Here is a 21,485-nt window from a genome sequence, read left to right on the forward strand (position 1 = left end):
AAATAAATTTGAAGGCTTTATCCTTATAACCTCAGCAAAGCTGAGCATGGAGGAGCAAGACACTTTAAAGAGATTACTTCAGCACCTAGGATACACCTTTATTAAAATATACCAAGGCATCACATTTGAAAGCCTTGCCAATACAAAAAATAATGTAACGTTAAAAGAAATCAGAAAATCCAAAAAAACAGAAAAGATAAGTCTATTTCTTGGCACGATCTCTATTTTATCGACGCTAGCAATTTTATTTACAAGTTTTACTCCCTACATTCAAAAAGAGAAAAATCTTGATGCGCGCATTGGGAGCGTTATTGGAGCGCTTAATAACATCAAGAGTTTAGAAGATCAGCTATTAGAAATAAAATCAGACATGGAAATGACCCAGATAGAATCTGAAAGAATTCAACGAGAATATGAAAAATCGCAAACTCTAAAGCATCTAACAGATGATCAAAAAACTGCTCTTAGAGAAACTTTTGGCATATCTACTATTCCTTGGTGGAGCAAGCCACTCGACTATATTCTAGGCTTTATTCTTGGTATAGCAGCATCTGTAGTAGCGAGCGTCATTTACGATAGAATGAAACGAAACAAAGCCTTAAACTCCCCTGTGTAACTTGTACTTACATAGGAATGGCCGTCATTAATCATTGTGATATGGTGGATCTTACCTTCTCTTTGTCGGTAGTGAGTACCTGCTTCGGGCCGATGGTGGCCCACCGTGGATGTCAGCTATCGACCAAGTTAGCCGTTGTTTTGCTCCGATGATGGATTGGACGCAGTAGCCAGCCTCCCCCCAACAGGTTGGCTGAAGTCTCAAATCATCTGCGCGTTGTAGCAATTTTTAAGCATGCGGTATCTAAGCCTCTCTGGTGCGGCCGCATGAGCTAGGCTTCGCGAACACCTCATTTCCAGGATGGATCACATGCCAAATAACTCAGCTTCTAATATCGCCACTGCTGACGCCCTGACGTTGCTCCTGCACAACCAGCATGCACTGGCGGCGGCAATCGAGGAGGTTGCTATTTGGCTTGCAGCCAGTGGCGCGGCAGTGGTTGCAGATAACGCTGTGATGGCTATGGAGACCTTAGACACAAATGCAAAAGCGATCACAGATGCGATTATGCGGATACGGCAATCCTAATATCGTCTTTGCAGGCAGCAATCGACCAAAATCGACATTCCGTGAGCGGCAGCTTTCGCCAAAAGCGGACATTGTCACACGACTGCTGACGGCCAATAGCGGAAGTTCGTGAGCGGCCCATTGGATAATCCGTTCGTCGACATGGCATTGCTGTATCGGAGTAATGTACCAAGTCATACGGCCGACAATCCCAAGAAAGCACGCATCATTTCGGCTTTCACTGCGATGGCTCATGTGCCACTTCCAACATCTATACTCTCGTGCTGAGCACTTTACTGGCATGTGGTCCCCTTCTGAGCGAGGCTTTTGTGAGCGATTATGATTTTTCGCGGTTAAACGACAAAGAGTTCGAAATCTTTTGCACTGACCTGCTGAGCGCGAGGGAAGGGGTCAAATTCGAGAGATTCAAGCCCGGTCGTGACGCCGGAGTAGATGGGCGCTATTTTAGACCCGAAGGGGATGAATGGATCCTCCAGTGTAAGCATTGGATTTCGACCCCATTAGAAAAACTCGTTAAATCAATTGCTGATTCTGAAATTTTAAAAGTTCGGAAGTTGTCGCCAGGTAGATATATTTTAGCTTTGTCTCACTCGCTATCACGTAATGATAAAAATATTCTGCTGCAGAAGCTTTCTCCGTTTGTTTTGTCTCCCGCAGATATACTGGGACGGGAGGATTTGAGTGACCTATTAGCGAAACATCCAGATGTTGAAAGACGGCACTATAAGCTCTGGATTGCTAGCTCGAATGTCCTTGCATATATGCTTAATAAACCAATTTATGACCGGAGCCATTTTGAGCTTGGCGAGCTAATCGAGGAGTCAAAGCAATACGTGGCTACAGCGAATCACCTTCAAGCCATTGAAAAGCTTGAGTCTACGAGTATTGTAATAATCACAGGTCCAGCTGGAATTGGTAAGACTACATTGGCTGGGCAGCTAATTTTGCAGTATGTAGCAGACGGCTTTGATTTATCGGTGATTTCTGATGATATTAGGGAGGCTGAAGGAGTCTATGACCCTGATTCAAAGCAAATTTTCTATTTTGATGATTTTTTGGGTCGTAATTATCTGGAAGCGCTTTCAGGTCATGAGGGCGCCAAGATTGTGGGTTTTATTAGGCGCATAGTCAAAAATCCCAAAAAAAGGTTTGTGTTGACATCTCGAACGACCATTCTCAATCAAGGAAAGATTTTAAACGACGTCTTTCATAATTCTAATATAAATCGGAACGAGTTCGAAATTACACTTGAATCTTTGTCACAGTTCGACAAGGCCAAAATTCTTTATAACCATATCTGGCATTCCAAACTGGATTGTGAATACGTCGAGCAGTTGTACTCGCATAGGCGTTATAGAGCAATTATTGATCATAAAAATTTTAACCCGCGTTTAATTCGATTTGTTACCGATACGCAGCGATTGGAAAGTGTCCCATCAGAGTCTTACTGGTCTCATATAACTGACTTACTGAATGATCCGTCCCTAGTCTGGGGGCATCCTTTCGAAGCGCAACTAGATGACTGTGGCCGTGCCTTGGTAATACTGGTCGCTATGAACGGGCGACTGATTAAGGAGCCTGAGCTGTCAGAGGCATTTTCTCGGTATCTAGAATATCCAGGTGCAGCCGGACTTACTGGGAAAAAAGATTTTCTACTAAACCTCCGCCACCTATCGGGCTCGATGCTCACGAGATTCGTAGTAGGCGAAAATCATCCTTTTGTTCGGCTATTTAACCCGTCTCTAGGTGACTTCGTACTCAACAGATATGCCAATAACACCCCGACTTTGCGGCAGTGCTTTGGTAGTCTGAAGACACTTTCTTCATTGAAGACCTTGAAAGACATGACGGACAATAAGATGATCAAATCCAGCGTGGCTGCTGAGGTTATAGATCATATTTTCGCATCCATTTCAGATATTAACTTTCTTGGATCTAGCGCAGAGTTTGTAGCTCAATTGTGTATTACACGATCTGAACTTGGTGAGAAATTTAGCTTATCAAACCAAGGCCTCTCAAAAGCTATTGATTTTATCGGCGGTGAGGAATGTGGAGGATTTTTTTTGGCGTCAGCACGAGTGCTTTTATGGGCGCTGCGCAATGGTGGCATTGATAAAAGAGCTGTTGAGGCGTTCTTGTCAGGGGCGTTCTCTATTGGTCCGAGCTATGACGAATTACTGATTTTAGGTCAGCTAGTCAAATGCTTTGATATTGTGGTTAATCAAGCACTTTATGACGCATACGATCAAACGGTCACGGATTATTTAATCACTTCGGTTGAAGATGAGTTTCCAGAGGCAGAAGTATTTTCTGATGGGGGCTCGCAAACGTCAGCGCGCAGGAAGTTTATAGAGCTAATGGATGAAAAGGCTTCTGAATTGGGAGCTAATGATTCATATAGTGTGGCTGACAGTGTAGCTAATTTAGTCAATGTGGACAGATTTTACGATAAGTATTTTTATGAGACGGACCATGAACCAAGCTATACACCCTATAGAGAGAGCATGACTTGGCGCGAGCGGTCTTTTATTGCGATCGATCCAATTGACGATTTATTTTCGCGCGAGTAAACGAACTTCAGCCTGAGTGCATGTCGCGTATGAATCTCCTGCTGAATTCTGATATCCGGAAGAATTTCCGGGGCCAGTGCGACAAGACTTCTGGTTGGATTTGTACGTCGCCAGCTAATTGTCTGTGGGGGCTACCGTTACTGATGAACGGCAGCCTCTCAAATCAGAGCTGTCTCTAGCATTACCTTGTAAATTTTCTCTTTGTGACTTTCGAACTGGTACTGTCTTTGCGCAGCATAACCTTGATACACATAAGGTATCTGGGATCTCGAATACTGTATGAGCCAGATCGGTCATTTTTTGATATAAGCGGGCTTCCCCCGGACGCGAGTTCCGAAAGAATGTTACCAATTCCCATATTGTTTGCAACTGTGCTTGGGAATTCCGTCCTAACTATCCTATCAATATCATTTAAATCAAACTGATGTCCACTCGCCTGCGCAATGCAGTAAATGACTTGGTTTCTTCTGGCGACTGTCGTATCTCGGCTATTCAGATGCCCTTCAATTACGGAATAGCATTGGCGCAGCCCGGTAACCAACCAATCCTCGTCGGCAATATCAAGAAGCTCTGGAGAATAACGCCATTGATTATCTTCGATGGCGTGTGCAAGAGCCTCACAATACTCATGTACACGTTGCGCAATTCCGAGAGTAATAGACCAGATATGATTTGAGACCTCTACAAATTCTGGACCTGTCATAGAGACTTCAAGCTGCGCGAAACCTTTTCGCAGTATCTGTTGAACCTGCCCAGAATCCAGTCCGTCTACTTTTCTTATCTCAGATATTCGGTTGGCGACAGATTCTGAGTTTTTTGTTTCACGAAAATACTGGAGCACACCGTTAGGCACTCCCACAATAAGGAAATTGATATTGCATTCGGCATACCGGCTATCATCCAATAGAATGATGAGATCCGCCAGCTCCGACATTAATTCATCGTTGTTAAAAATTGATTCCAAGTTATCCAAGACAATTATTTTTTTCTGTGCTCGGCCACTTGCTCCGCTGTCGGCAAAAAGCTTGAATGCTCGAAGCAATGGTTCTTCTTGAGTCACATCATACATGCCTGTATGTTTCAATCCGCCTTTTGCGATATATGCACTCAACTCAGCCATTTTTTCTTCGTTGAATTTCATCTTGATCGCAGTGCCTGGTTCAATTATGCAGCTACATATCTCTGCAGTGAGTGACTTCAAGCGTGATGCGTTAGCGCAATTAACTGCTATGTATGGAAAATTACTCTCAGTCAAAGCTCTCTTAAACAGCCACGTCTTACCATTACCACTTTCCCCAAATAGCAAGGTGTGAGTATGCCGGGAAAACGAACGGGCTAGATCCTTTTCCAGCCTAGGTCGAGGCACGTACATTTCTGGGTTGAGTTCTCTGCTACGAGGGGTAAACACCTCACTAATCGCTTTCCTGCTCATCAACCTTCCTATATTGGCATCGTAGTGGCGTTTTGAAGTCTACCTGATCGTGGCTTGAAACAGCATAGATCTAAGACGGTACGAGCAGTCGTTTTTTGCCGGGTAGCAGAGCAAGGTGATCGTCCGCTATTGGCTGTGGATTCAACCGGTCGATGCAACAGATTGGCTAAATCGTTCTGTCGGTGTTTCGTAGTCTAGCGTTTTCCGAGGGCGGCTATTTAGTTGCCTTGCCACTTCATTGAGTGTGGCTTGCGAGTGCTCCGCAAGGTCGGTTCCTTTCGGGAAGTACTGCCTTAGCAACCCATTGGTGTTCTCATTTGATCCTCGTTGCCAAGGACGATGAGGATCGCAGAAGTAGACCTTGATGTCGGTAGCCACCGTAAAGCGTTTATGGTCAGCCATCTCTTTGCCGCGATCCCAGGTCAGCGATTTGTAGAGTTCTTGGGGTAAGTTACGGGCGTTTTCGATAAGGGCGCTGATTACCGTCTCGCTATCCTTTCCGTCCAATTTCACCAGCATTACATAGCGGGTATGTCGCTCAACAAGAGTGGCAATTTGGCTGTTCCTGCTACCGCACAGCAGGTCGCCTTCCCAGTGACCTGGCACCGCCCGATCCTTAGCCGCGGCCGGGCGTTCGCGGATCGATACCGCGTCAGTAATTCGACCGTGATTTTCTTTCTTCTGCGTGTGATGGCGCGAGCGACGCATGGCCCGCGTGCGCCGTAAATGCTCAAGCAACTCCTTCTTCAGAGCCCCGCGAGCCTGTATGAAGAGCGTGCGATAGATCGTCTCGTGTGACACCTGATAGCTCGTATCGTCCGGGTACGTACGCTTCAACCAACCGGCAATTTGTTCCGGTGACCACTGCAATTGAAGCTTGTCTGCAACAATTTGCGCCACCGTTCGGTTCTCAACAAGTTTGCAGACCTTGGGTCGATGGGCGCGATCCCAGGCAGCCTGATCAGCTTGATTAGCCCGGTAGCATCCTTGGCCACCGTTACGTCTGATCTCACGACTGATCGTAGAGGCTGCTCGCCCTAGCAGCGCGGCCATGGAACGGATCGAGTTACCTGCCACCACTGCACGCGAAATCTCTTCGCGTTCAGCCAACGTCAGCGCCAATCTTGACCGGCGGCGTACAGCGGGTCTGATACCGCCTGTTTCCGCCAAAATGCGCTGTATCGATGAATGGTTTCGATCAAATAGTTGGGCGATGTGCTGGAGAGAGTCGCCTTTCTGCCAGTGATCCCACATCAGCTTTTTCTGGCTTTCGGTGTAATAGATTCGCGGTCTCTGCTTCATCTGCAACACTCCTTCTGCTTACACAGAATTTAGTTGTGTTGCGTCGACCGGTTGAATCCACAGCCGATAGCGGACGATTTACTACCTACAGTTGATCGTCCACAATTGGTCCAAGCGAGTCGTGTAGCTCTGACTCATCATTTCACGCCGCATGGCCCACGCTGGGCTACTAGGGACACTCGCCGCTCGCAGCGTCCCCCTTCCCCACCGTTCGTTGATCTGATCCAGTACGGCCATCACCCTGGTAGATTCGGTCGGTTGAGAAGCCGCAAACAGATCATCCGTGTATTCGCCTGGCTGACACAGGCTCATCAGCAATACCTCCGCCTTGCTGTATTTGAAACCAGGGCGATATACCCGATCCACCGCATCGACTGCGGCCCTGGTCAGTAGCCGGACATCATCCGTGGGGTAAGGCATATCGATCACCACACCATTGGCATACTTCGCCTCTTCAGGATTGAACATACCGGTGCGGATGCTCACGCGCACTTTCTTGCACAGCGAGTTTTGCGCCCTGAGCTTTTCTGAGGCTCGCATCATGTACGTGGCCACCGCCTCCTTGATCGGTGCCAGCTCCGTCAGCCGGGTGCCGAACATTCGACTGCAGCAGATCTCCTGCTTCGGAGGTTCGGGCTCGTCGAGTTCCAGACAGGGAGTGCCGGCCAGTTCTCGCGCCGTCTTTTCGATCACCACACTGAAGTTTTTGCGTAGCGTCCAAGGATCAGCTTTTGCCAGATCCATCGCACTCTTGATTCCCATAGTATCCAGGTGCGCTTTCATTCGACGCCCTATACCCCACACCTCTGAAACGTCTGTGTTGCGCAGCACCCAATCACGCTTAGTTGGGTCGCAAATATTGACGACACCGCCCGTCTGCGCCTGAAGGCGTTTGGCCGTATGGTTGGCCAGCTTGGCCAGCGTTTTGGTGTGAGCAATACCAACCCCGACTGGAATGCCAGCGCAACTCAGCACCCGACTCCGAATTTTTCGACCGAGGCCGTCCAAATCATTGATGCCAGTGAGTTCGACGAAGGCTTCATCGATGCTATAGACCTCAACGGCCGGCACCATCGTCTCAATCAGCGTCATGACGCGTTCACTCATGTCACCGTAAAGCGCGTAGTTCGAGGAGAACGGGACGATGCCGTGCTGCTTAAGCTTGTGTTTGATCTGGAAGTACGGCTCGCCCATCTTCACGTAAGGCTTGGCGTCGTAGCTGCGAGCGATGACGCAGCCGTCATTATTCGATAAGACAACGATGGGGACCTTTGCCAGGTCAGGACGAAACACTCGCTCGCAGCTGGCGTAGAAACTGTTGCAATCGATCAGGCCAAACACCGGCACCCGCTTAGACATGACTGCGCACGCTGCCAATGATCACGCCCCAGATCGCAAGCTCGTCGCCTTCCAGCACGTAGCGCGGTGGATACTTGGGATTTTCGGACAGAAGGATCACCTCTTTTCCACGGATGCACAGCCGCTTGCAAAGCGGATCATTGTTAAGCAGCGCTACAACAATATGCCCGTGCGCCGGCTCCAGTGAACGATCCACTACCGCCAAATCGCCGTCAAAGATCCCTGCCCCCTGCATGCTCTCTCCGGCAATTTTCACCAAGTAAACATGCGGGGCACGAATATTGAGCACTTCGTCGAGCGAGATGTGGGTTTCGATGTGATCCGCTGCCGGCGAAGGAAAACCTGCCGGCACCCGAAAAAGACAAAGAGGTAATTTCCGACCGGCCACAGCAATAGGGCCTAGGATTGAAAAGCTCATGACGCACGACTTCCGATACTGTACGAATATACAGTTAACGTTCAGAACGGCTCTTGGTCAATTTCTGTAGGAAATATCGGATAAACGGGAGGGCGGGGACTAAAGAAATGACAACCAGCATCCGTCAGAACAACCCACCCAACACTACCGGCTCCCAGTTCATGATTACCAGCTCGCCACTGACTTCAGCCTTCCCCTGCCGCTGATTCGCTGTGGTGTAGCGGATGTCGAGAGTCTCAAAGTGGAAGTCTTCGAACACACGGCGGATATCCGGATGGTCGTTGATGCTGACCATCACTTTGCCCTTGCAACGGCGCATGAAGTCGGCCATCCGTTCGTAGTTCTCGAACGGAAAGTCCACGCCGTAGCCGGCGGTCTGCCAGTAAGGCGGATCCATATAGTGGAAGGTATGGGCACGGTCGTAGCGTTCCGCGCATTCAAGCCAAGGGAGGTTTTCGACGTAGGTGCCGGACAGGCGCTGCCATGCGGCCGAGAGGTTTTCCTCGATGCACAGCAGGTTGATGGCCGGTGCGGTGGTCGCCGTACCGAACGTCTGCCCCGAGACCTTGCCGGCGAAGGCGTGGTGCTGCAGGTAGAAGAATCGGGCGGCGCGCTGGATGTCGGTGAGGGTTTCGGGGCGGGTCATTTTCTGCCATTCGAACACTTGCCGCGAGCTGAGCGCCCATTTGAACTGGCGTACGAACTCTTCGAGGTGGTTCTGCACGACGCGGTATAGCGTGACCAGGTCGCCGTTGATGTCGTTCAGGACTTCGACGGGCGATGGTTGAGGCTTCATGAAGTAAAGCGCGGCACCGCCGGCAAAGACTTCGACGTAGCATTCGTGAGGCGGAAAAAGCGGTAGGAGGCGGTCGGCCAGGCGGCGTTTTCCGCCCATCCAAGGGATGATAGGTGTAGACATAAAAAGCAAGACCTTTACTGTATGGATAAACAGGTGCTAGGCTCGCCGCGCTTTGTGCACGGAGCAAGAGCCTTGGCTGGACTTGCAGGGACCATCTGCAGGGACGGCGGTCGATCCGGATGTTGACGCATCCGGACCGACCGCTCTTTTTCACTTCGGTGTTGAGACTTCTGTGGCGTATGCCTGACAGGCCGCGAGGGCAATCAGCCCTCGGTCGCCGTCGTTGGTGACGCCGATAATTCGTTGAGCATGCGCTGTGTCAAGTTCGGCTCTTGTGGGGCCATGAACCACGCTGCCGGTGGCGGTGGAGGTTGGCACCGATCCGTTGCCGGCATCGGTGGTGGCGTCGAGTAGGACTGACAGGCGCAGATCAGCAGTGGCAAGACGGTCACGCAGGCGATCTTGATTACGTTGGACATCGGTCAAGGCTCGGTAATGGGTTTGTTCACTGGTATCCAGGCGCTGCTCGAGCGCGAGGCGTTTGTCTTGTTCGGCGCGCTGCTGCGCGGCGGAGGCCAGGGCCAGTTGATTGAGTGTTGCGGTGTGGAGGCGAGCCTGCTCGGCGAGCTGTTTGCCGTAGCGCCAATCCTGCACTTGCCAGGCGATGGCAGCGGATCCGCCGACCAGCGTGGCCAGCAGCGCCGCGTTGACCAACAACCGATACGGCGCCGGGATCATTTCGCCGAGGCGCATAGCACCGCCCTCGCCCGCTCCCATAGCTGAAGTCGATCCGGCAGGCCATTCAAGCCGCCGTTGATCTTGCGGGTGATCGCTTCGAACTCGTGTCGGTCCGCCAGAGCGTTCAGCTCACGAACCCACCAGAACCACGCGGCCGACTCAGCGGCCCACTGCGGCAGCTCCAGCAGCTCAGGCGTGCGCAACAAACGCTCGTCGCCGAACAGCGCCAAGCTGCAGCGCAGGTAGTTGTTGTGACCGGTGATCTGTATCAGCCCGCGACCACGGTAGCGCTGGCCATCGCCGTCGGCCTCGGGCGTGTTGCCCAGCCGTGCGGCCAGAGTCCCGGTGTCATACTTGCTCAGGTACTGATCGCCGCCCAGCTCGCGCACGTAATTCAGCTCGCCGGACTCGTGCCCAACCTGGGCGAGAAACGCAGCTTGGCGTTGCGGTGTGTTGATCTGCCGGCGGATCATCGCGGTATTGAGCGCAGAAACAAAAACGCCCGCTTGGCGGCGGGCGTTGGGCATGATGCGTTGTAGCTGTTGCTCTGTGATTGGCATGGAGTTCTCCTGGGTTATGGGAATGCAGCGCTACTGCTTGATCTGAACAACCTTCAGATCCTTCGCCGGCTTTTTCTTTTTGCCTTTGGCTTTCGCCTTGCCCTTCTTGCCGCCGTTGCACTCGACCGTCGTGCTCCAGCCGGCCTGGGTGAATACCTGCTCCACGGAGTCGACCAGGTACTCGCCGTCGAGCCCGACCTTAAAGCCCTGGGCGTTGATCGATCGTTCGGCAAACAGGTCAGTGCGCCCTGCCATCTCCAGCCGGACGCCGGCCGTGGATCGATTGAATGCAGTGAGGCGGGCTTGGGCAGCAGCTTCGGCGGCTGATTTGTTCGGGTAGATGTGCCGGTCGGTGTGCACCGGCGGCAAGCCGTCTGGTGATTCGTCGTTGTCGAGAGTGACCACGGCGAGCTTGCCGGTCTTCTTGTCCTGGTGCTTGGCCGACACGGCTTTGTGGGTGTTGCGGTCACCAAGCCTGAACTGAAAGCGGCTGACGTCCCGACGATGGATAGTCACTGTTCCCAGCGCTTTGCCCGATGCGCTCTCCCCGCCCTGACGTGGCATCACCAACAGCTTGCCGTCGGCCACCTTGGCCGTGCAGTCGTACTGCTTGGCCAGACGCGTGATGAAATTGAAGTCCGATTCGTTGAGCTGATCGGCGCGGGGCACCTTGGTCTGCACTGGGCAGACCGCCTGCCATCCGTTGCGAGCGGCGACGTCGGCGACGATCCGCGACAACGGCACGTTTTCCCAACTGCCGCTGCGAGTTGTCTTGCCGCTGCCACGCATGTCGCTGGCCTTGCCGGTGATCACCAATGTGTCCGGCGGGCCGGACAGCTCGATCTCATCAACGACGTAGCGGCCGATGCGGGTCAGTCTGGTTTCTGCGTAGCCCAGGTAGATCTCGATGCTGGCCCCACGCGAGGGCAGAACCACCGCACCGTCGCGGTCATCAATACGCAGTTCGAACTCGTCGGACTCCATGCCGGGTTTATCTGTGGTTTTCAGCTGCAGGAGGCGGTCATTGATCCGCTGGGTGATATCGGCGCCATCGGCCACGACGCGAAAGATGGGGGTCATTGTTTCGTCCAATAAAAAGCCCGCACAAGGCGGGCTCAGTGGTTTCTACTTTCTGCTGGTCAGTCGATCTTGACGATGGTCAGGCTGTCCTCTCCCACAGCAATAACGCTGTGGCAGACGGGGCAGGCAAACACGTCGCTCTTAGGATCAACCGGTAGCGATTTGGTGCATGCCGGGCAGCTCCCGACAAGCTGGGTTTCTCGAAAACCGAAGGTCTTGAATAACACTGCGCCCATGACCCCGATAGCGAGGAGCCACCCGAGTACAGGAATGAAGGCCAGGAAGATCGCACCGATGGTACCGAAGATGATCCAGTTCAGCCTGTAGTTGAGCTCCCCCCAAATGCTGCGTTTTACTTTCCTTAACTCTGTTGATCTTTCCATGAGGAGCGCCTTAGTCATTCGCAAAAATGACAAGCTTATCGGCGCCCGACGGGCAGGGCAAACCCTGCTAAATCGAGCTCGACATTGCACTCAACCCCACAACATCACCTCACTGTCGTCGGGCGCCGGCAGATCAGGCAGCTCAATCACGATGCCGGCGCGGTACGGTTGCGGCTCATCGGCCAGGCCCTGATTAGCATCCAGCACCGCCTCGATCGTTCCGTTCAGATGCCCGTAAGCGTGGTAACACAGGGTGTCGAGTAGATCCCCGTCAGACGTTCTGCAGGTCATCGCCATAACGAACAAACTCCAAAGTAAACGCCTGCTTGCGCGGGATACCGCCCTGCAGCAGCGCGTTCTGTTCTTCATCGACACTCTTCAGACACCAGGTGCCGAGCACATCACCATAGCCGGTGGTCAGCGTCAGCGGTAGCTGCTGCGCGCCGAGGCTGCGCAGAGTGTCCAGTTGCTTGATGCCACCTTTGAAGCCCGGAAAGATCGCGCCCTTGAGCGTGATCTTTTCTTCACCGATGCCCACCGCTTGCTGCGCCGGTCGCCGGGTCAGGCGTTCCTGCGAAGCCCAGCGGTATTCGGTCGAGCGCCGCAGCTCATCGAAGGCGGCGGTGTCCAGATTGAAGTAATACGGCACCGCCTTCGGATCCAGCGGCTGCACGATCAGCAGGTGCGGAAACGGCTTCACCGCTTCCGGTACCGGCGTCGCGTTCCCGGCCAGCGATCCGGTAGGCAGGATGTTCCCCAGCGACGGGCTGATCTTGCCCGCGATCTTGTTGATCGCGGTCGACGCCCGGGCAGCCTGCTCCTTCAGTTGGCCCATGCGCTCATCAATCTCTGATACAGCTCGCGCAGCCTTGTTGTAGGTGGCCACCACCTGACCGACCTTGGCCTGGGCAGCATTCACCCCGCGCATCACACGCTGCAGCTTTTCCCCGATTGCCGGACCGACAAATGGAATGCCTTCCAGCTCCGAGGCGGCGCCGCTGATCTCGCTAATCGCACCGTTGACCGGTCCCATCATCCCATCGAGGCTACGCCGCCCGGCCTCCCCCGCTGCTGCCAGTTGCTTGAGTCCTGACTGCAGTTGCTCCATGTAGGCCATCAGTCCTCCTTACACATGCGGTTCATCGTAGAGTTTGCGGTTCTGCAGCTGCTGCGTGGCCTGCTGCATTTGTTGCGCGATGAAGGGCTGCAGCTCCCGCGCCATCTGTGCCGGATCCTTGGCATCGCCTTGCACGGTGATGTGCAGCGGCGCCGAGATCTCGACCCGTTGTTCCATCTTCGGCGCCTCAGATCTGGCGACAGGCGTTGGTGCGGCCAACAGGGCCGGTGGAACGGGGGCAGCGGCGGGAGCCGCCAACGACCGGGCCACATCGCCCATCGCTGCAGGAGCCAATGGACCAGACGCGGGCTTGGGCTCGAATGACTTTGCAATGTCGCCCATCACCGGCGGCAGGTTTTTTCCGGCGTTGGCCATCATCAATGGCCCGGCGTCCGGCACTCGCTTCAGCGACTCGTCGGTGCCGAACAGTTTTTTGCCTAGAATCCCGCCGGCCAGATCGCCACCCATATAACCGATATAACCTCCAATCGCGCCGCCAACGATGTTGCCAATGATCGGCACCGCGGTGCCGATGGCAGCGCCGGCGGCCGCACCGGCCAAAGTGCCCGCCAGGCTGCCGGCCGCTTGTCCGTAGCCTTCGGCCTTTTCGTCCTGAGTCTCGGCATTCTGGTAGGTGTCGTAGGCCTTGAAACCGGCGTCGATGGCCGCGAAGATCACCGGACCTTTCATGCCTTCGGTGATTTGGCCACCGCGCCCACCACCTCTACTGCCGCCCCCCTTACCGCCTTTGCCCTTCTTGCCCTCCCCGCCGTTCATATCGCCGGCATCCAGCCCACCTCCAGCGCCTGGCAGGTTGGTGACGATCACCTTTTGCGGGATATTCGGGTTGCCCATCAAGGTGCCACGCCCGAGGTTCATCAAGCCCTTGCCAACCTTGAACGCGCTGACAGCGCCCTTCAGCGCAACCAGTCCAGCCACGGCCGTACCAATGCCTAGCGTGACCCGGGGAAACTCATCGGCAAAAACCGACAGCTTGCGGCTGACGTTGTTGATGCCGTCAGCCACGGCGTCGGTGACCGGTCGGATCGCATCGCCGATGCTGCGCATGGCGTCGTCCATGGACTGGGCCATCTCGGACCACTTTTGCGCTGACGTCTGTCGACGTTCGGCAAGGTTCTTGTCGAGGATCCCGGTGGCCCCGGCCGAGTCTTTTTTCAACTGGTTGTACAGATCCTTGTTCTGCATGTACGCGGTCAGGGCTGCTTTGACCTGCATGTCGGCGAACAGGTCACCGGTACGCAAAGCCTCTTCCAGCGACTTCATCATGGCCTTGGCCTTTTCGGGATCGGCCTCTTTGCTGATCGCTGCCGTGGCCTTGGCCATTTCGGCGGCACGCTTTGGATCGGTGGCCTGGATGTATTTCTGGGCTAGGGCAAAACTGGATTCCAGTGTCGACATGCCGTTTTGCAAACCGGTCTGCATCGAGCCCTTGTAGTCGATACCGGCCTTTTTGTAAGCGTCGACCGTCTCGCCGGAACCGATTTTTTCCATCCAGTTTTTGAGATTGTTCGCGGCCTCGTCCGAACCGCCGGCCGTCTTCATCTGCACCTGAAGCATGGCGCCCAGCTGCGTCACCGAATCCATTCCGGTGATGCCCAGCTTGCCCATGCCGGCCAGCAGCTCGGGGAACCACTTGGCCATGTCGACCGCTTCGAAGCTGCCTGCCTGACCCTGATAGGCGATTGCTTCCAACGCCTTTTCCATTACTTTGGGGTCAGTGATCTTGGCGTTCTGCCCCAAGGCGTTGATCATCTTGGCCGTTTCGGTGCCTTCCGATCCTTGGCCGATGGCAAACTTGGCCGCCGTCGGGGCGTAGGCCAACGCCTTGTCCAGCTCCATGCCGGCACCGACCAGGGCGTTGATCACTTCGGCCACCTGATTGCGGGCCATGCCGGTATCGCGCGACGTCTCGATCACCGTCTTGGACAACTGCGCCTCTTCCGGTGAGTTGGCAATGTTGGCTTTGATCGCGATGTCGCGAATGATCGCGCCGTAGTCGGCACTAACCTTGGTCGGGATGGCTGCTGCAGCGGTCAGCGCACCAGCCTGGCCGAGGGTGCTTTTCAGACCCGAGCGGCCCTCCTCGATCTGCCGATGCCCGAGCGCCTTGAGTTCGGCACCGGCGGCCACACGCCCCATCGTGGCGTAGGCCTTGCTTAGTCGACCGACCTCGACGCCCTGTTTCTTGAGCAGATCGAGGTTCTTTTCGTACTTGGCCAGCAGCTTGTCTGCGCCTGCGGCACCGGTCATGTGCGCCTTGCGCCATTCATCACGCAAACGCATGGTGTCGCCGATGGTGTTCTGCAGGACTCGGGCCTTGCTACCGACCGAATCCAGATGTTTGATTTTGCTTTCGACGTCCTTGAACGCTTTGCCTACCGTCGGATCGACGGCGCCGCCAATGACAAAGCCAAGCGCGAGGTTCTTCGCCATGAACGTGCCTTATGCGTCGGAACGTGTTGAGCGGTGGCTCAGTCAGAAAGCCACCACACCAGTTCGTTGAAGGGCATGGCCGTGATCTCAGCCGCCGAGAACCCGGTCTCTTTGGCCATGCGTTTGGCCAGGAGCTTCAACGTCGAGCCGTCGCATTTACTCGTCCGTGACCAGGCGAAAATAACCGGCCTGCAGGCGCAGGTAGTCGACCATCTTCAGTCCCATCAGATCCGCTTCGGGGGTCTGGGTCAGCGAAGCAAACAATGACATTTCGCGCTGCTCGGCATCGCCGTTGGACGCCGCCTGCGCCGCCCGAACATCCCGCACGCAGGGCGCGCGCATCATCAGCGTGTCGACGGTCACACCGGACAATTCGGTCGGGTATTTGAGGCTGATGCGAAAGCCATCGTCGGACAGTTGCAGCCATTTAGGCAGGGGCGTTTCAGTGGTCGATTGCATGTCTTGCTTCATGGTCTGTATTCCTTAAAGGCCCAGGGCCGAACGTTCTTCTGCGAGCTGGTCGACGCCGTCGATCACCAGCACCATGCCGACCATGTCGATCTCGTAGATCAGCCGGCCCCCGACTTCCAGCTTGTAGTAGGTCAAGGCCATGCTGTGTTTGGTCTCGGCTTTTTCGCCGGCCTTCCAGTCGCCCATGTCGACCTCTTTCAGACCGCCGCGCATGGTCACGATGACCGAGGTGACCTTGCCTTGGAGGCCCTTAAATGTGCCGCGAAACACGGCATTGCAGGCCGTGCGGTCGGACAGCCCGAACCACTTCAACGCCTCACGACGCACGCCGTTGGTGGTGAATCCGGATTCGAGCTTTTCCACACCGACCGGGATCTCGATCTCGCCGGCCATCCCGCCGCCCCGGTAGGTTTCGGTTTTCAGCACGACCTTGGGTAAGGTCAGGCTTGGCACATCGCCGGAGAAACTGACGCCGTCGATGAACGCCGCGCAATTGGACAAAACTTCAGGTTTCATCAGGGGGCCTCCTTAGGCCGATTCGAGGACTTCGGTCATCCATTGGTTGGTGACTTCGAAGAGGAAATTCGGGTTTTCGGCCGGCGGCACGTCGGTGAAGCGGATCCGCCAGAACACCTTGCCCTGCTCGATCTGGCTGGCCGTGTTCAGCTCTTCATCGGCGAACACTTCGAAGTTGATCACCGCGCCCTGATTCTTCAGGTCGCGCATAAAGGCTTCCAGGCCGTCGGTAACGTCCTTGACGTAGGTCTTGGTGATCGAACGGTCGACCGCCCATTTATGCCCGGCCTGCACTGCGTCCATGAGGATGAACAGCGTGCGTACGCGGGTGACGAACGCCCATTTCGGATCGCTCGACAACGTGCGGTTGCCCCACAGCCGGTAGCCGTCGTCGCGGATGATCGTGGTGATATTGGCGTTATTAAGCAGGTTGGCCCGACAGGTCTCATCGCCGTCCAGGTACTCGACAGCGCGGGTGGTGCCAGTGATGCCGGTGAACTCCTTGTTCGACGGCGAAGCCCAGAATCCGTAGGTCGCATCCGTCCAGGCGAACAGGCCGGCGGTCCATGCCGATCCTGGCGCATCGACGGTCTTGCTGGCATCGGTGTCCCAGAACTGCACACCAGGGTCGACCATAAACAGGTTGCGGCTGCCAAAGTTATCGGCGTAGGCCATCGCGGCCTCATCGGTGGTGCATGGCCCGTCGATGATGCCGATGGCCCGCAGTTTTTGCGCGAGGGCGTCCATTGCCGTCGCCACAGCCTGTGTCGCTGAATGTCCTGGTGCGATCAGCAATCGCGGCTGGGCGTTGAACAGGCTCTTGCCATCGAGCAGCGCCTGCAGGCCAGTACGCTGTCCGGAGGCCAAGACGCCGCCGATGATCGCCGAGGTTTGCAGCGCCGGGTCGTCCATCTTCGGCACACCAATGGCGACGATTACCGCCTTGGCCTTGGTGTAGATCGCCTGGCAAGCCTTGGTGATCGCTGAGCCCGCGCCGAATGCGGCGATGGCTTCGCGCTCGGTGGTGATCAGTTTGAGCTCACCAGCCTTGGCGGTACCGCCGCCGACCAGTCCAGGAGTGAAGGTGTCGCACAAACCAATGATCGACGAGGACGGCAGCGAGATGGTGCGTGCGCCGGTATCGACCGAAGTGGTCGTGACGCCGTGATAAAAGCTCATAGAGGTCAATCTCCAGAAACGAAAAAGCCCCGCAAAAGCGAGGCTGTGAAGGTGTACGTGAGGCGGATACCAGAAAAGAAAAACGCCCCGTCAGTGCGGAGCGATTATTGGGCTTGGCCGGCTACCCAATCAGGCACCGCTGGGCGATTCGCCTTATCAGGGAATTTGGCGCTGGCCGGCCAATCCCGCAAGAGCTGGATGTAATCCAGAAGCTCGCCGAACTGTTCAGCCGATAATGTCGTCTCGCGCGCTCTGTCCACCTCATCGCGGTGTCGTTCACGCAGCCACAGTACCCGCTCAATCTCGGCGTCACGCCAACCTCGTTCCGCGTCGGCCAGCTCGTCGGTGGATGGATCGATCAGAATCGGCAGTCCCGACTCATCATGACCGCGCACTTTTCCCGGCGCCGGATTCCCCATCACGGAAAGTATCCGATCCAAATCGATCTGCACTGCATCGGCGGGCATGCTTTCGTGCAGGCCCTCCAGATAAGTGCAGCCCGTTGACTGACTGTAAAAACTCTTCATAAATCCCCCTTAACGCCCGATACCGATGGCACCGAAACTGAATGGCAGGATTGAGGAAAACGCGGCGAATTTCGTCAGTTGCTTGTCACCCAATGAAATGCTGCCAGGTGAAGACCCGTTAGCCCCAGTCACCCAAACGCCGTAACAGGCATTTGGAAAGCCCAGCACCCACGTCGAATAGGCTCCCTGAGTTCCCAGATTGGTCGTCCCGATCCACTGCAGGATCAATCCGCCCAGCCAGGAAGGAAAAACGATGTAACCGTTATTCGCCAAGACTGCTGAGAATCCCCAGCGGAGCTTTTTCGGTGTGACGATAGTGGCGTCATCGGCGCCCGCATCGATCAGCGCCTGCGTAGCGATCTTGGCCGTACCGAGCTTGATCTCAGTGGCCTGCGTCGCTAAGGCTGCCAGCGCCTGAATATCAATGTTTCCCTGATTGATCGGCGCGTTCCAGGCCTTGATGCACCACATCACCGCCACGTTTCGCGGGCGCATCACACCAGCGTCAGCAAAATCAGGGTATATCGACACCCCGGTATTGACTACCGACCTTTTGACGCCCGGATAGTCGCTCGCAACAAATACGTCAGCCTGCGCCGCTGCAACCGATGCCGCCACAACTTCCACCGTGGGAGTTGTGGACTGATTACTGTCGAAGGCTGTAACCGTACCTTTCTGCGATGAACCCACACCACGACCGTCATCCACACCACGCCCATGATCCCAGCCGCGCAAAAACTCGCCGCGCGAATCCGGCAAGCGGAAATTGCCGGCGCCTTCATCGCCCTTGTTGAAAGCCGTGCCAAGAAACGCCGCCAGATCGGGATAGACCGCGATGCTCTTGACGCTGCCGTCCAGCTCCAGAAAACCGGGCGCGACCTTGTCCAGCGGAAACGCGACTGTCGCACCCACCGGCAACGCCGAGGCCTGGGCAATCATCGCCTCGATCTGCGTCTTGGTGTAGGTGTCCGTGATTCCCATGCCTGCCAGCGTGGACGGGTTGTCGCCCTCCACTACAACACCTCGATCATTGACCTTGACCCGCGTGAACTGGCCCGGCGTCTTGTTCTTCGGCAACACTTCCAGAATCGCCGCTTCGACAAAGGCCCGCGTGGCCAGCACCACCGCCGGGTCAATCTTGAGCTGGATGTTGCCAGTGCTGGTGACGATGAAGTTCATGCGCACGATCTGCGTGCGGCCCGAGCCCTGTGACAGCAACGGCTTGAAGCTCGGCGCGCAGTTGGCCACCGCCACCAGATCGCCGTCCGCGTCGTACAGGCCGATCTCGCGGATCCAGCGCCCTCCCTCATCGGCCGGAATGACCTGCTCAGCAATCAGCACTGCCGGGTTAACAGGGTCGACGAACAGCCGGTTGAGCGGCTTGCGCCGCCATTCGTTAATCAGCTTGGTCTGCCCTTCAGCGGGGATGACCGGATCGATGTTGTTGGCGTCCCCGACGCCCATTTGGGTGATCAGCCAGGGAATGCCGAGCGCGTCGGCGTTCGCTTGTTTGGCCTTTCCCACAGTCGTGAGAATGGCGAAAAACTGAGAATTCGCATCAGTCATTGATAGATGTCCAGGGTGTCTATGGTGTGTTCACGTCCGACCACGCCGAAACGGCCGGTGACTTCGATGTCCCGCATAACGGGTGGGTAGACGTCGATTTCGTCGCCCTCGTAGAGGGACGCTGCAATGTTCAGGTCGCCCTGTGTTTCAAGGCTGATAGCGAGTCCGGTGAGTTGCCGGCTGACCGGTTTAGCGTCATCAATCAGGCGTTCGAGTTCGAGGTACATTTCCTCGGTGATGCCGGTGTCGAGGACACCGACCTTCAGGGCGAAGGTGCCCGGCACGCCTTCCGGCACTGTCTGCCACCACTCCAACACCTCGATCAGGTAGCCCAGTGGCTCGACTACCCGACGTAAAGCACCGATGGTGCCCTTGTGCTTGTGGATATAGAACGAGGCCTTGATCGCGGCGCGCTTGACCGGTTCCGGCCACTCCGGATCCCAGCGGTCGACAGACCAGGCCCAAGCCAGATGTGGAAGCAGATGCACCGGACAGGTGTCGGGGTTGTACAGCGCGCGCAACGGAATCAGCGTGGTCTCGGCGAAGGTCGCTTCGATACCCCGTTCCAGTGGAGTGCTGTTGAGCGGTAAAAGACTGCGCATTCAACCTCCCAGTACGACGGTGTAACCCGTGCAGTACGCGGCCTGAGCCTTCGTAGGTTTCAGATCCTGCCAATCCTTGAGCTCGACCCGGCCGACACCGGCGACATGCAACTGCGCATCGACACCGGACCGAGCCACCTCGACGCCCAGCCGGCGCCGTGGATTGATCCAGCCCTCCAACCGACGGATCGCTTCCGTGAGGGCGGCGTCGTTCTCCGGGCCGCTGCCCTTCATGTGCAGCACAGCGTCCACGCGGTAACGCAGGATCTCGGCGCCGCGCACGGTGACGCGGTCACCGACGGGCCGCACGTCATCGTCGTTCACAGCCGTCGCGACCAAAGCCAACAGCTCCGGCCCGGCCGTGCCGTCACCCTCCAGCCCCAGCACCGTGACGTCGACGCAGGCCGGCTTCGGGCTTTCCGCCGTAGCATCGGCGACCAGCGCCGAGGCGTTACGAGCATGAAGGATGTAGCTGTTGCGCGGGCCGGCTGTGGTCAGGCCTTCGTAAGCCAACTGCACCCGTTCACGCAGCGCATCGTGGGACTCCATCACCGCCGCCACGGACGGCACGGCCAACGGATCCGCTGCCTGGATCACCAGGCGCTTGAGATTGACGTTGGCGGCCAGATGATCCAGATCGGCACCGGTGGCATAGGCCAGCAACTGGGCCTTGGCCGCGTCGTTCACACGTGCCCGGTTGCCGAGCTTTATGTAGCTGCCGACCTCCAGCAACTTGGTCACCGGATCGCTCTCCAGCGAGGCCGTCCAGTTCTGACCCATGTGTCCACGGAACACCTCCAGCACTTCGCTGTAGGTGTCCTCAAAGTCCAGCGGCTCCAGCACGTCCGGTGCCGGCAGCTCCGACAGATCCACCAGGGTACTCATACCCACACCTCCAACGTGCCGCGTTCACCGAGGTATTCGCCGCTGATCTTGAAATTGATTTGACCGCCCAGGACGGAGACCACAACAACGCGCTCAAGCTTGAGTCGCGGCTCCCATCGGTTCAGCGCCCGCACCGCCTCAGCCTGCGCCGCGCTTTTCCAACCTTCGTTGATAGGCAGGTCGACCATGCGCCGGAGCTTGCTGCCGTAATCCGGACGTTCGCGGCGGCTTAGCAGCGGTGTGCCGAGGATGTCCGCAACCGACTGACGTAGATGCTCAATGCCGGAGATGGGCTGCCCGGTGTGGCGATCCATTCCGATCAT

The 21,485-nt window shown here is 55.9% G+C and carries 23 protein-coding genes; 3 read left to right on the forward strand and 20 right to left on the reverse strand.

Annotated elements, in window-relative coordinates:
- The 3 genes from ACK6BI_RS22950 to ACK6BI_RS22960 form a co-directional block, all read left to right on the forward strand.
- The coding region (locus ACK6BI_RS22950; RefSeq protein ID WP_409318852.1) for a hypothetical protein at positions 1–616 on the forward strand (616 nt) is incomplete at its 5' end.
- Positions 617–925: 309 nt separating this feature from the next.
- Positions 926–1,144, forward strand: a complete 219-nt coding sequence (locus ACK6BI_RS22955; protein ID WP_409318853.1) for a hypothetical protein — start codon at positions 926–928, stop codon at positions 1,142–1,144.
- A 308-nt stretch (positions 1,145–1,452) separates the two neighbouring features.
- Entirely contained in the window at positions 1,453–3,714 is a 2,262-nt protein-coding gene (locus ACK6BI_RS22960) for a restriction endonuclease (RefSeq protein WP_409318854.1), read from the forward strand.
- A gap of 181 nt (positions 3,715–3,895) precedes the next feature.
- Here the strand turns inward: ACK6BI_RS22960 and ACK6BI_RS22965 are convergent, their stop codons facing one another.
- The 20 genes from ACK6BI_RS22965 to ACK6BI_RS23060 form a co-directional block, all read right to left on the reverse strand.
- Complete coding sequence (locus tag ACK6BI_RS22965) at positions 3,896–5,146, reverse strand: ATP-binding protein (RefSeq protein WP_409318855.1); 1,251 nt, start codon at positions 5,144–5,146, stop codon at positions 3,896–3,898.
- 141 nt (positions 5,147–5,287) lie between these two features.
- Entirely contained in the window at positions 5,288–6,448 is a 1,161-nt protein-coding gene (locus ACK6BI_RS22970; RefSeq protein WP_409318856.1) for an IS30 family transposase, read from the reverse strand.
- Positions 6,449–6,529: 81 nt separating this feature from the next.
- On the reverse strand, positions 6,530–7,807 hold the full coding sequence (gene umuC / locus ACK6BI_RS22975) for a translesion error-prone DNA polymerase V subunit UmuC (RefSeq protein WP_409318857.1): 1,278 nt from the start codon (positions 7,805–7,807) through the stop codon (positions 6,530–6,532).
- A complete protein-coding gene (locus tag ACK6BI_RS22980; RefSeq protein ID WP_096796959.1) occupies positions 7,800–8,225 on the reverse strand; it encodes a LexA family transcriptional regulator in 426 nt (141 codons plus the stop codon). Before ACK6BI_RS22980 ends, umuC begins: the two co-directional genes overlap by 8 nt.
- Positions 8,226–8,349: 124 nt before the next feature.
- The gene (locus ACK6BI_RS22985) at positions 8,350–9,144 is read right to left on the reverse strand and encodes a DNA adenine methylase (protein WP_409318858.1); all 795 of its coding nucleotides are present in this window, start codon (positions 9,142–9,144) and stop codon (positions 8,350–8,352) included.
- A gap of 150 nt (positions 9,145–9,294) precedes the next feature.
- A complete protein-coding gene (locus tag ACK6BI_RS22990) occupies positions 9,295–9,837 on the reverse strand; it encodes a lysis protein (protein WP_409318859.1) in 543 nt (180 codons plus the stop codon).
- Positions 9,819–10,382, reverse strand: coding sequence for a glycoside hydrolase family 19 protein (locus ACK6BI_RS22995; protein ID WP_409318860.1), 564 nt, complete (start codon positions 10,380–10,382; stop codon positions 9,819–9,821). The genes ACK6BI_RS22990 and ACK6BI_RS22995 overlap by 19 nt, the downstream gene beginning before the upstream one ends.
- A gap of 30 nt (positions 10,383–10,412) precedes the next feature.
- Positions 10,413–11,462, reverse strand: coding sequence for a phage late control D family protein (locus ACK6BI_RS23000; protein ID WP_409318921.1), 1,050 nt, complete (start codon positions 11,460–11,462; stop codon positions 10,413–10,415).
- Positions 11,463–11,521: 59 nt separating this feature from the next.
- Entirely contained in the window at positions 11,522–11,845 is a 324-nt protein-coding gene (locus tag ACK6BI_RS23005) for a hypothetical protein (RefSeq protein WP_409318861.1), read from the reverse strand.
- A gap of 90 nt (positions 11,846–11,935) precedes the next feature.
- On the reverse strand, positions 11,936–12,142 hold the full coding sequence (locus ACK6BI_RS23010) for a tail protein X (protein WP_409318862.1): 207 nt from the start codon (positions 12,140–12,142) through the stop codon (positions 11,936–11,938).
- Positions 12,117–12,962, reverse strand: a complete 846-nt coding sequence (locus tag ACK6BI_RS23015) for a phage tail protein (protein WP_409318863.1) — start codon at positions 12,960–12,962, stop codon at positions 12,117–12,119. The genes ACK6BI_RS23010 and ACK6BI_RS23015 overlap by 26 nt, the downstream gene beginning before the upstream one ends.
- Positions 12,963–12,971: 9 nt before the next feature.
- Positions 12,972–15,416: a phage tail tape measure protein gene (locus ACK6BI_RS23020; RefSeq protein WP_409318864.1), complete on the reverse strand. Its 2,445-nt coding sequence runs from the start codon at positions 15,414–15,416 to the stop codon at positions 12,972–12,974.
- A gap of 156 nt (positions 15,417–15,572) precedes the next feature.
- Positions 15,573–15,887: a phage tail assembly protein gene (locus tag ACK6BI_RS23025; protein ID WP_409318865.1), complete on the reverse strand. Its 315-nt coding sequence runs from the start codon at positions 15,885–15,887 to the stop codon at positions 15,573–15,575.
- Positions 15,888–15,899: 12 nt separating this feature from the next.
- Positions 15,900–16,403, reverse strand: a complete 504-nt coding sequence (locus ACK6BI_RS23030) for a phage major tail tube protein (protein WP_409318866.1) — start codon at positions 16,401–16,403, stop codon at positions 15,900–15,902.
- Between the two features lie 12 nt (positions 16,404–16,415).
- On the reverse strand, positions 16,416–17,582 hold the full coding sequence (locus ACK6BI_RS23035) for a phage tail sheath subtilisin-like domain-containing protein (protein ID WP_409318867.1): 1,167 nt from the start codon (positions 17,580–17,582) through the stop codon (positions 16,416–16,418).
- Positions 17,583–17,686: 104 nt separating this feature from the next.
- Positions 17,687–18,109, reverse strand: a complete 423-nt coding sequence (locus tag ACK6BI_RS23040; RefSeq protein ID WP_409318868.1) for a phage tail protein — start codon at positions 18,107–18,109, stop codon at positions 17,687–17,689.
- Positions 18,110–18,118: 9 nt separating this feature from the next.
- Positions 18,119–19,675, reverse strand: coding sequence for a phage tail protein (locus tag ACK6BI_RS23045; RefSeq protein ID WP_409318869.1), 1,557 nt, complete (start codon positions 19,673–19,675; stop codon positions 18,119–18,121).
- Positions 19,672–20,277, reverse strand: a complete 606-nt coding sequence (locus ACK6BI_RS23050; RefSeq protein ID WP_409318870.1) for a phage tail protein I — start codon at positions 20,275–20,277, stop codon at positions 19,672–19,674. Before ACK6BI_RS23050 ends, ACK6BI_RS23045 begins: the two co-directional genes overlap by 4 nt.
- Positions 20,278–21,162: a baseplate J/gp47 family protein gene (locus ACK6BI_RS23055; RefSeq protein ID WP_409318871.1), complete on the reverse strand. Its 885-nt coding sequence runs from the start codon at positions 21,160–21,162 to the stop codon at positions 20,278–20,280. It abuts the gene before it with no gap.
- A complete protein-coding gene (locus ACK6BI_RS23060; protein WP_409318872.1) occupies positions 21,159–21,485 on the reverse strand; it encodes a GPW/gp25 family protein in 327 nt (108 codons plus the stop codon). Before ACK6BI_RS23060 ends, ACK6BI_RS23055 begins: the two co-directional genes overlap by 4 nt.

This window comes from Pseudomonas sp. KCJK9016 (assembly GCF_046231795.1).
GTDB classification, from domain to species: domain Bacteria; phylum Pseudomonadota; class Gammaproteobacteria; order Pseudomonadales; family Pseudomonadaceae; genus Aquipseudomonas; species Aquipseudomonas bananamidigenes.

Bases quoted from the DNA above. Each gene is read 5' to 3' on its own strand.
- ACK6BI_RS22965 (WP_409318855.1), bottom strand. From the start codon at position 5,146: ATGAGCAGGAAAGCGATTAGTGAGGTGTTTACCCCTCGTAGCAGAGAA.
- ACK6BI_RS22970 (WP_409318856.1), bottom strand. From the start codon at position 6,448: ATGAAGCAGAGACCGCGAATCTATTACACCGAAAGCCAGAAAAAGCTG.
- ACK6BI_RS23015 (WP_409318863.1), bottom strand. From the start codon at position 12,962: ATGGCCTACATGGAGCAACTGCAGTCAGGACTCAAGCAACTGGCAGCA.
- ACK6BI_RS23025 (WP_409318865.1), bottom strand. From the start codon at position 15,887: ATGAAGCAAGACATGCAATCGACCACTGAAACGCCCCTGCCTAAATGG.
- ACK6BI_RS23060 (WP_409318872.1), bottom strand. From the start codon at position 21,485: ATGATCGGAATGGATCGCCACACCGGGCAGCCCATCTCCGGCATTGAG.
- ACK6BI_RS23000 (WP_409318921.1), bottom strand. From the start codon at position 11,462: ATGACCCCCATCTTTCGCGTCGTGGCCGATGGCGCCGATATCACCCAG.
- ACK6BI_RS23035 (WP_409318867.1), bottom strand. From the start codon at position 17,582: ATGAGCTTTTATCACGGCGTCACGACCACTTCGGTCGATACCGGCGCA.
- umuC (WP_409318857.1), bottom strand. From the start codon at position 7,807: ATGTCTAAGCGGGTGCCGGTGTTTGGCCTGATCGATTGCAACAGTTTC.
- ACK6BI_RS23045 (WP_409318869.1), bottom strand. From the start codon at position 19,675: ATGACTGATGCGAATTCTCAGTTTTTCGCCATTCTCACGACTGTGGGA.
- ACK6BI_RS23055 (WP_409318871.1), bottom strand. From the start codon at position 21,162: ATGAGTACCCTGGTGGATCTGTCGGAGCTGCCGGCACCGGACGTGCTG.
- ACK6BI_RS22955 (WP_409318853.1), top strand. From the start codon at position 926: ATGCCAAATAACTCAGCTTCTAATATCGCCACTGCTGACGCCCTGACG.
- ACK6BI_RS23030 (WP_409318866.1), bottom strand. From the start codon at position 16,403: ATGAAACCTGAAGTTTTGTCCAATTGCGCGGCGTTCATCGACGGCGTC.
- ACK6BI_RS23040 (WP_409318868.1), bottom strand. From the start codon at position 18,109: ATGAAGAGTTTTTACAGTCAGTCAACGGGCTGCACTTATCTGGAGGGC.
- ACK6BI_RS22995 (WP_409318860.1), bottom strand. From the start codon at position 10,382: ATGCCAATCACAGAGCAACAGCTACAACGCATCATGCCCAACGCCCGC.
- ACK6BI_RS22990 (WP_409318859.1), bottom strand. From the start codon at position 9,837: ATGCGCCTCGGCGAAATGATCCCGGCGCCGTATCGGTTGTTGGTCAAC.
- ACK6BI_RS23005 (WP_409318861.1), bottom strand. From the start codon at position 11,845: ATGGAAAGATCAACAGAGTTAAGGAAAGTAAAACGCAGCATTTGGGGG.
- ACK6BI_RS23020 (WP_409318864.1), bottom strand. From the start codon at position 15,416: ATGGCGAAGAACCTCGCGCTTGGCTTTGTCATTGGCGGCGCCGTCGAT.
- ACK6BI_RS23050 (WP_409318870.1), bottom strand. From the start codon at position 20,277: ATGCGCAGTCTTTTACCGCTCAACAGCACTCCACTGGAACGGGGTATC.
- ACK6BI_RS22980 (WP_096796959.1), bottom strand. From the start codon at position 8,225: ATGAGCTTTTCAATCCTAGGCCCTATTGCTGTGGCCGGTCGGAAATTA.
- ACK6BI_RS23010 (WP_409318862.1), bottom strand. From the start codon at position 12,142: ATGGCGATGACCTGCAGAACGTCTGACGGGGATCTACTCGACACCCTG.
- ACK6BI_RS22985 (WP_409318858.1), bottom strand. From the start codon at position 9,144: ATGTCTACACCTATCATCCCTTGGATGGGCGGAAAACGCCGCCTGGCC.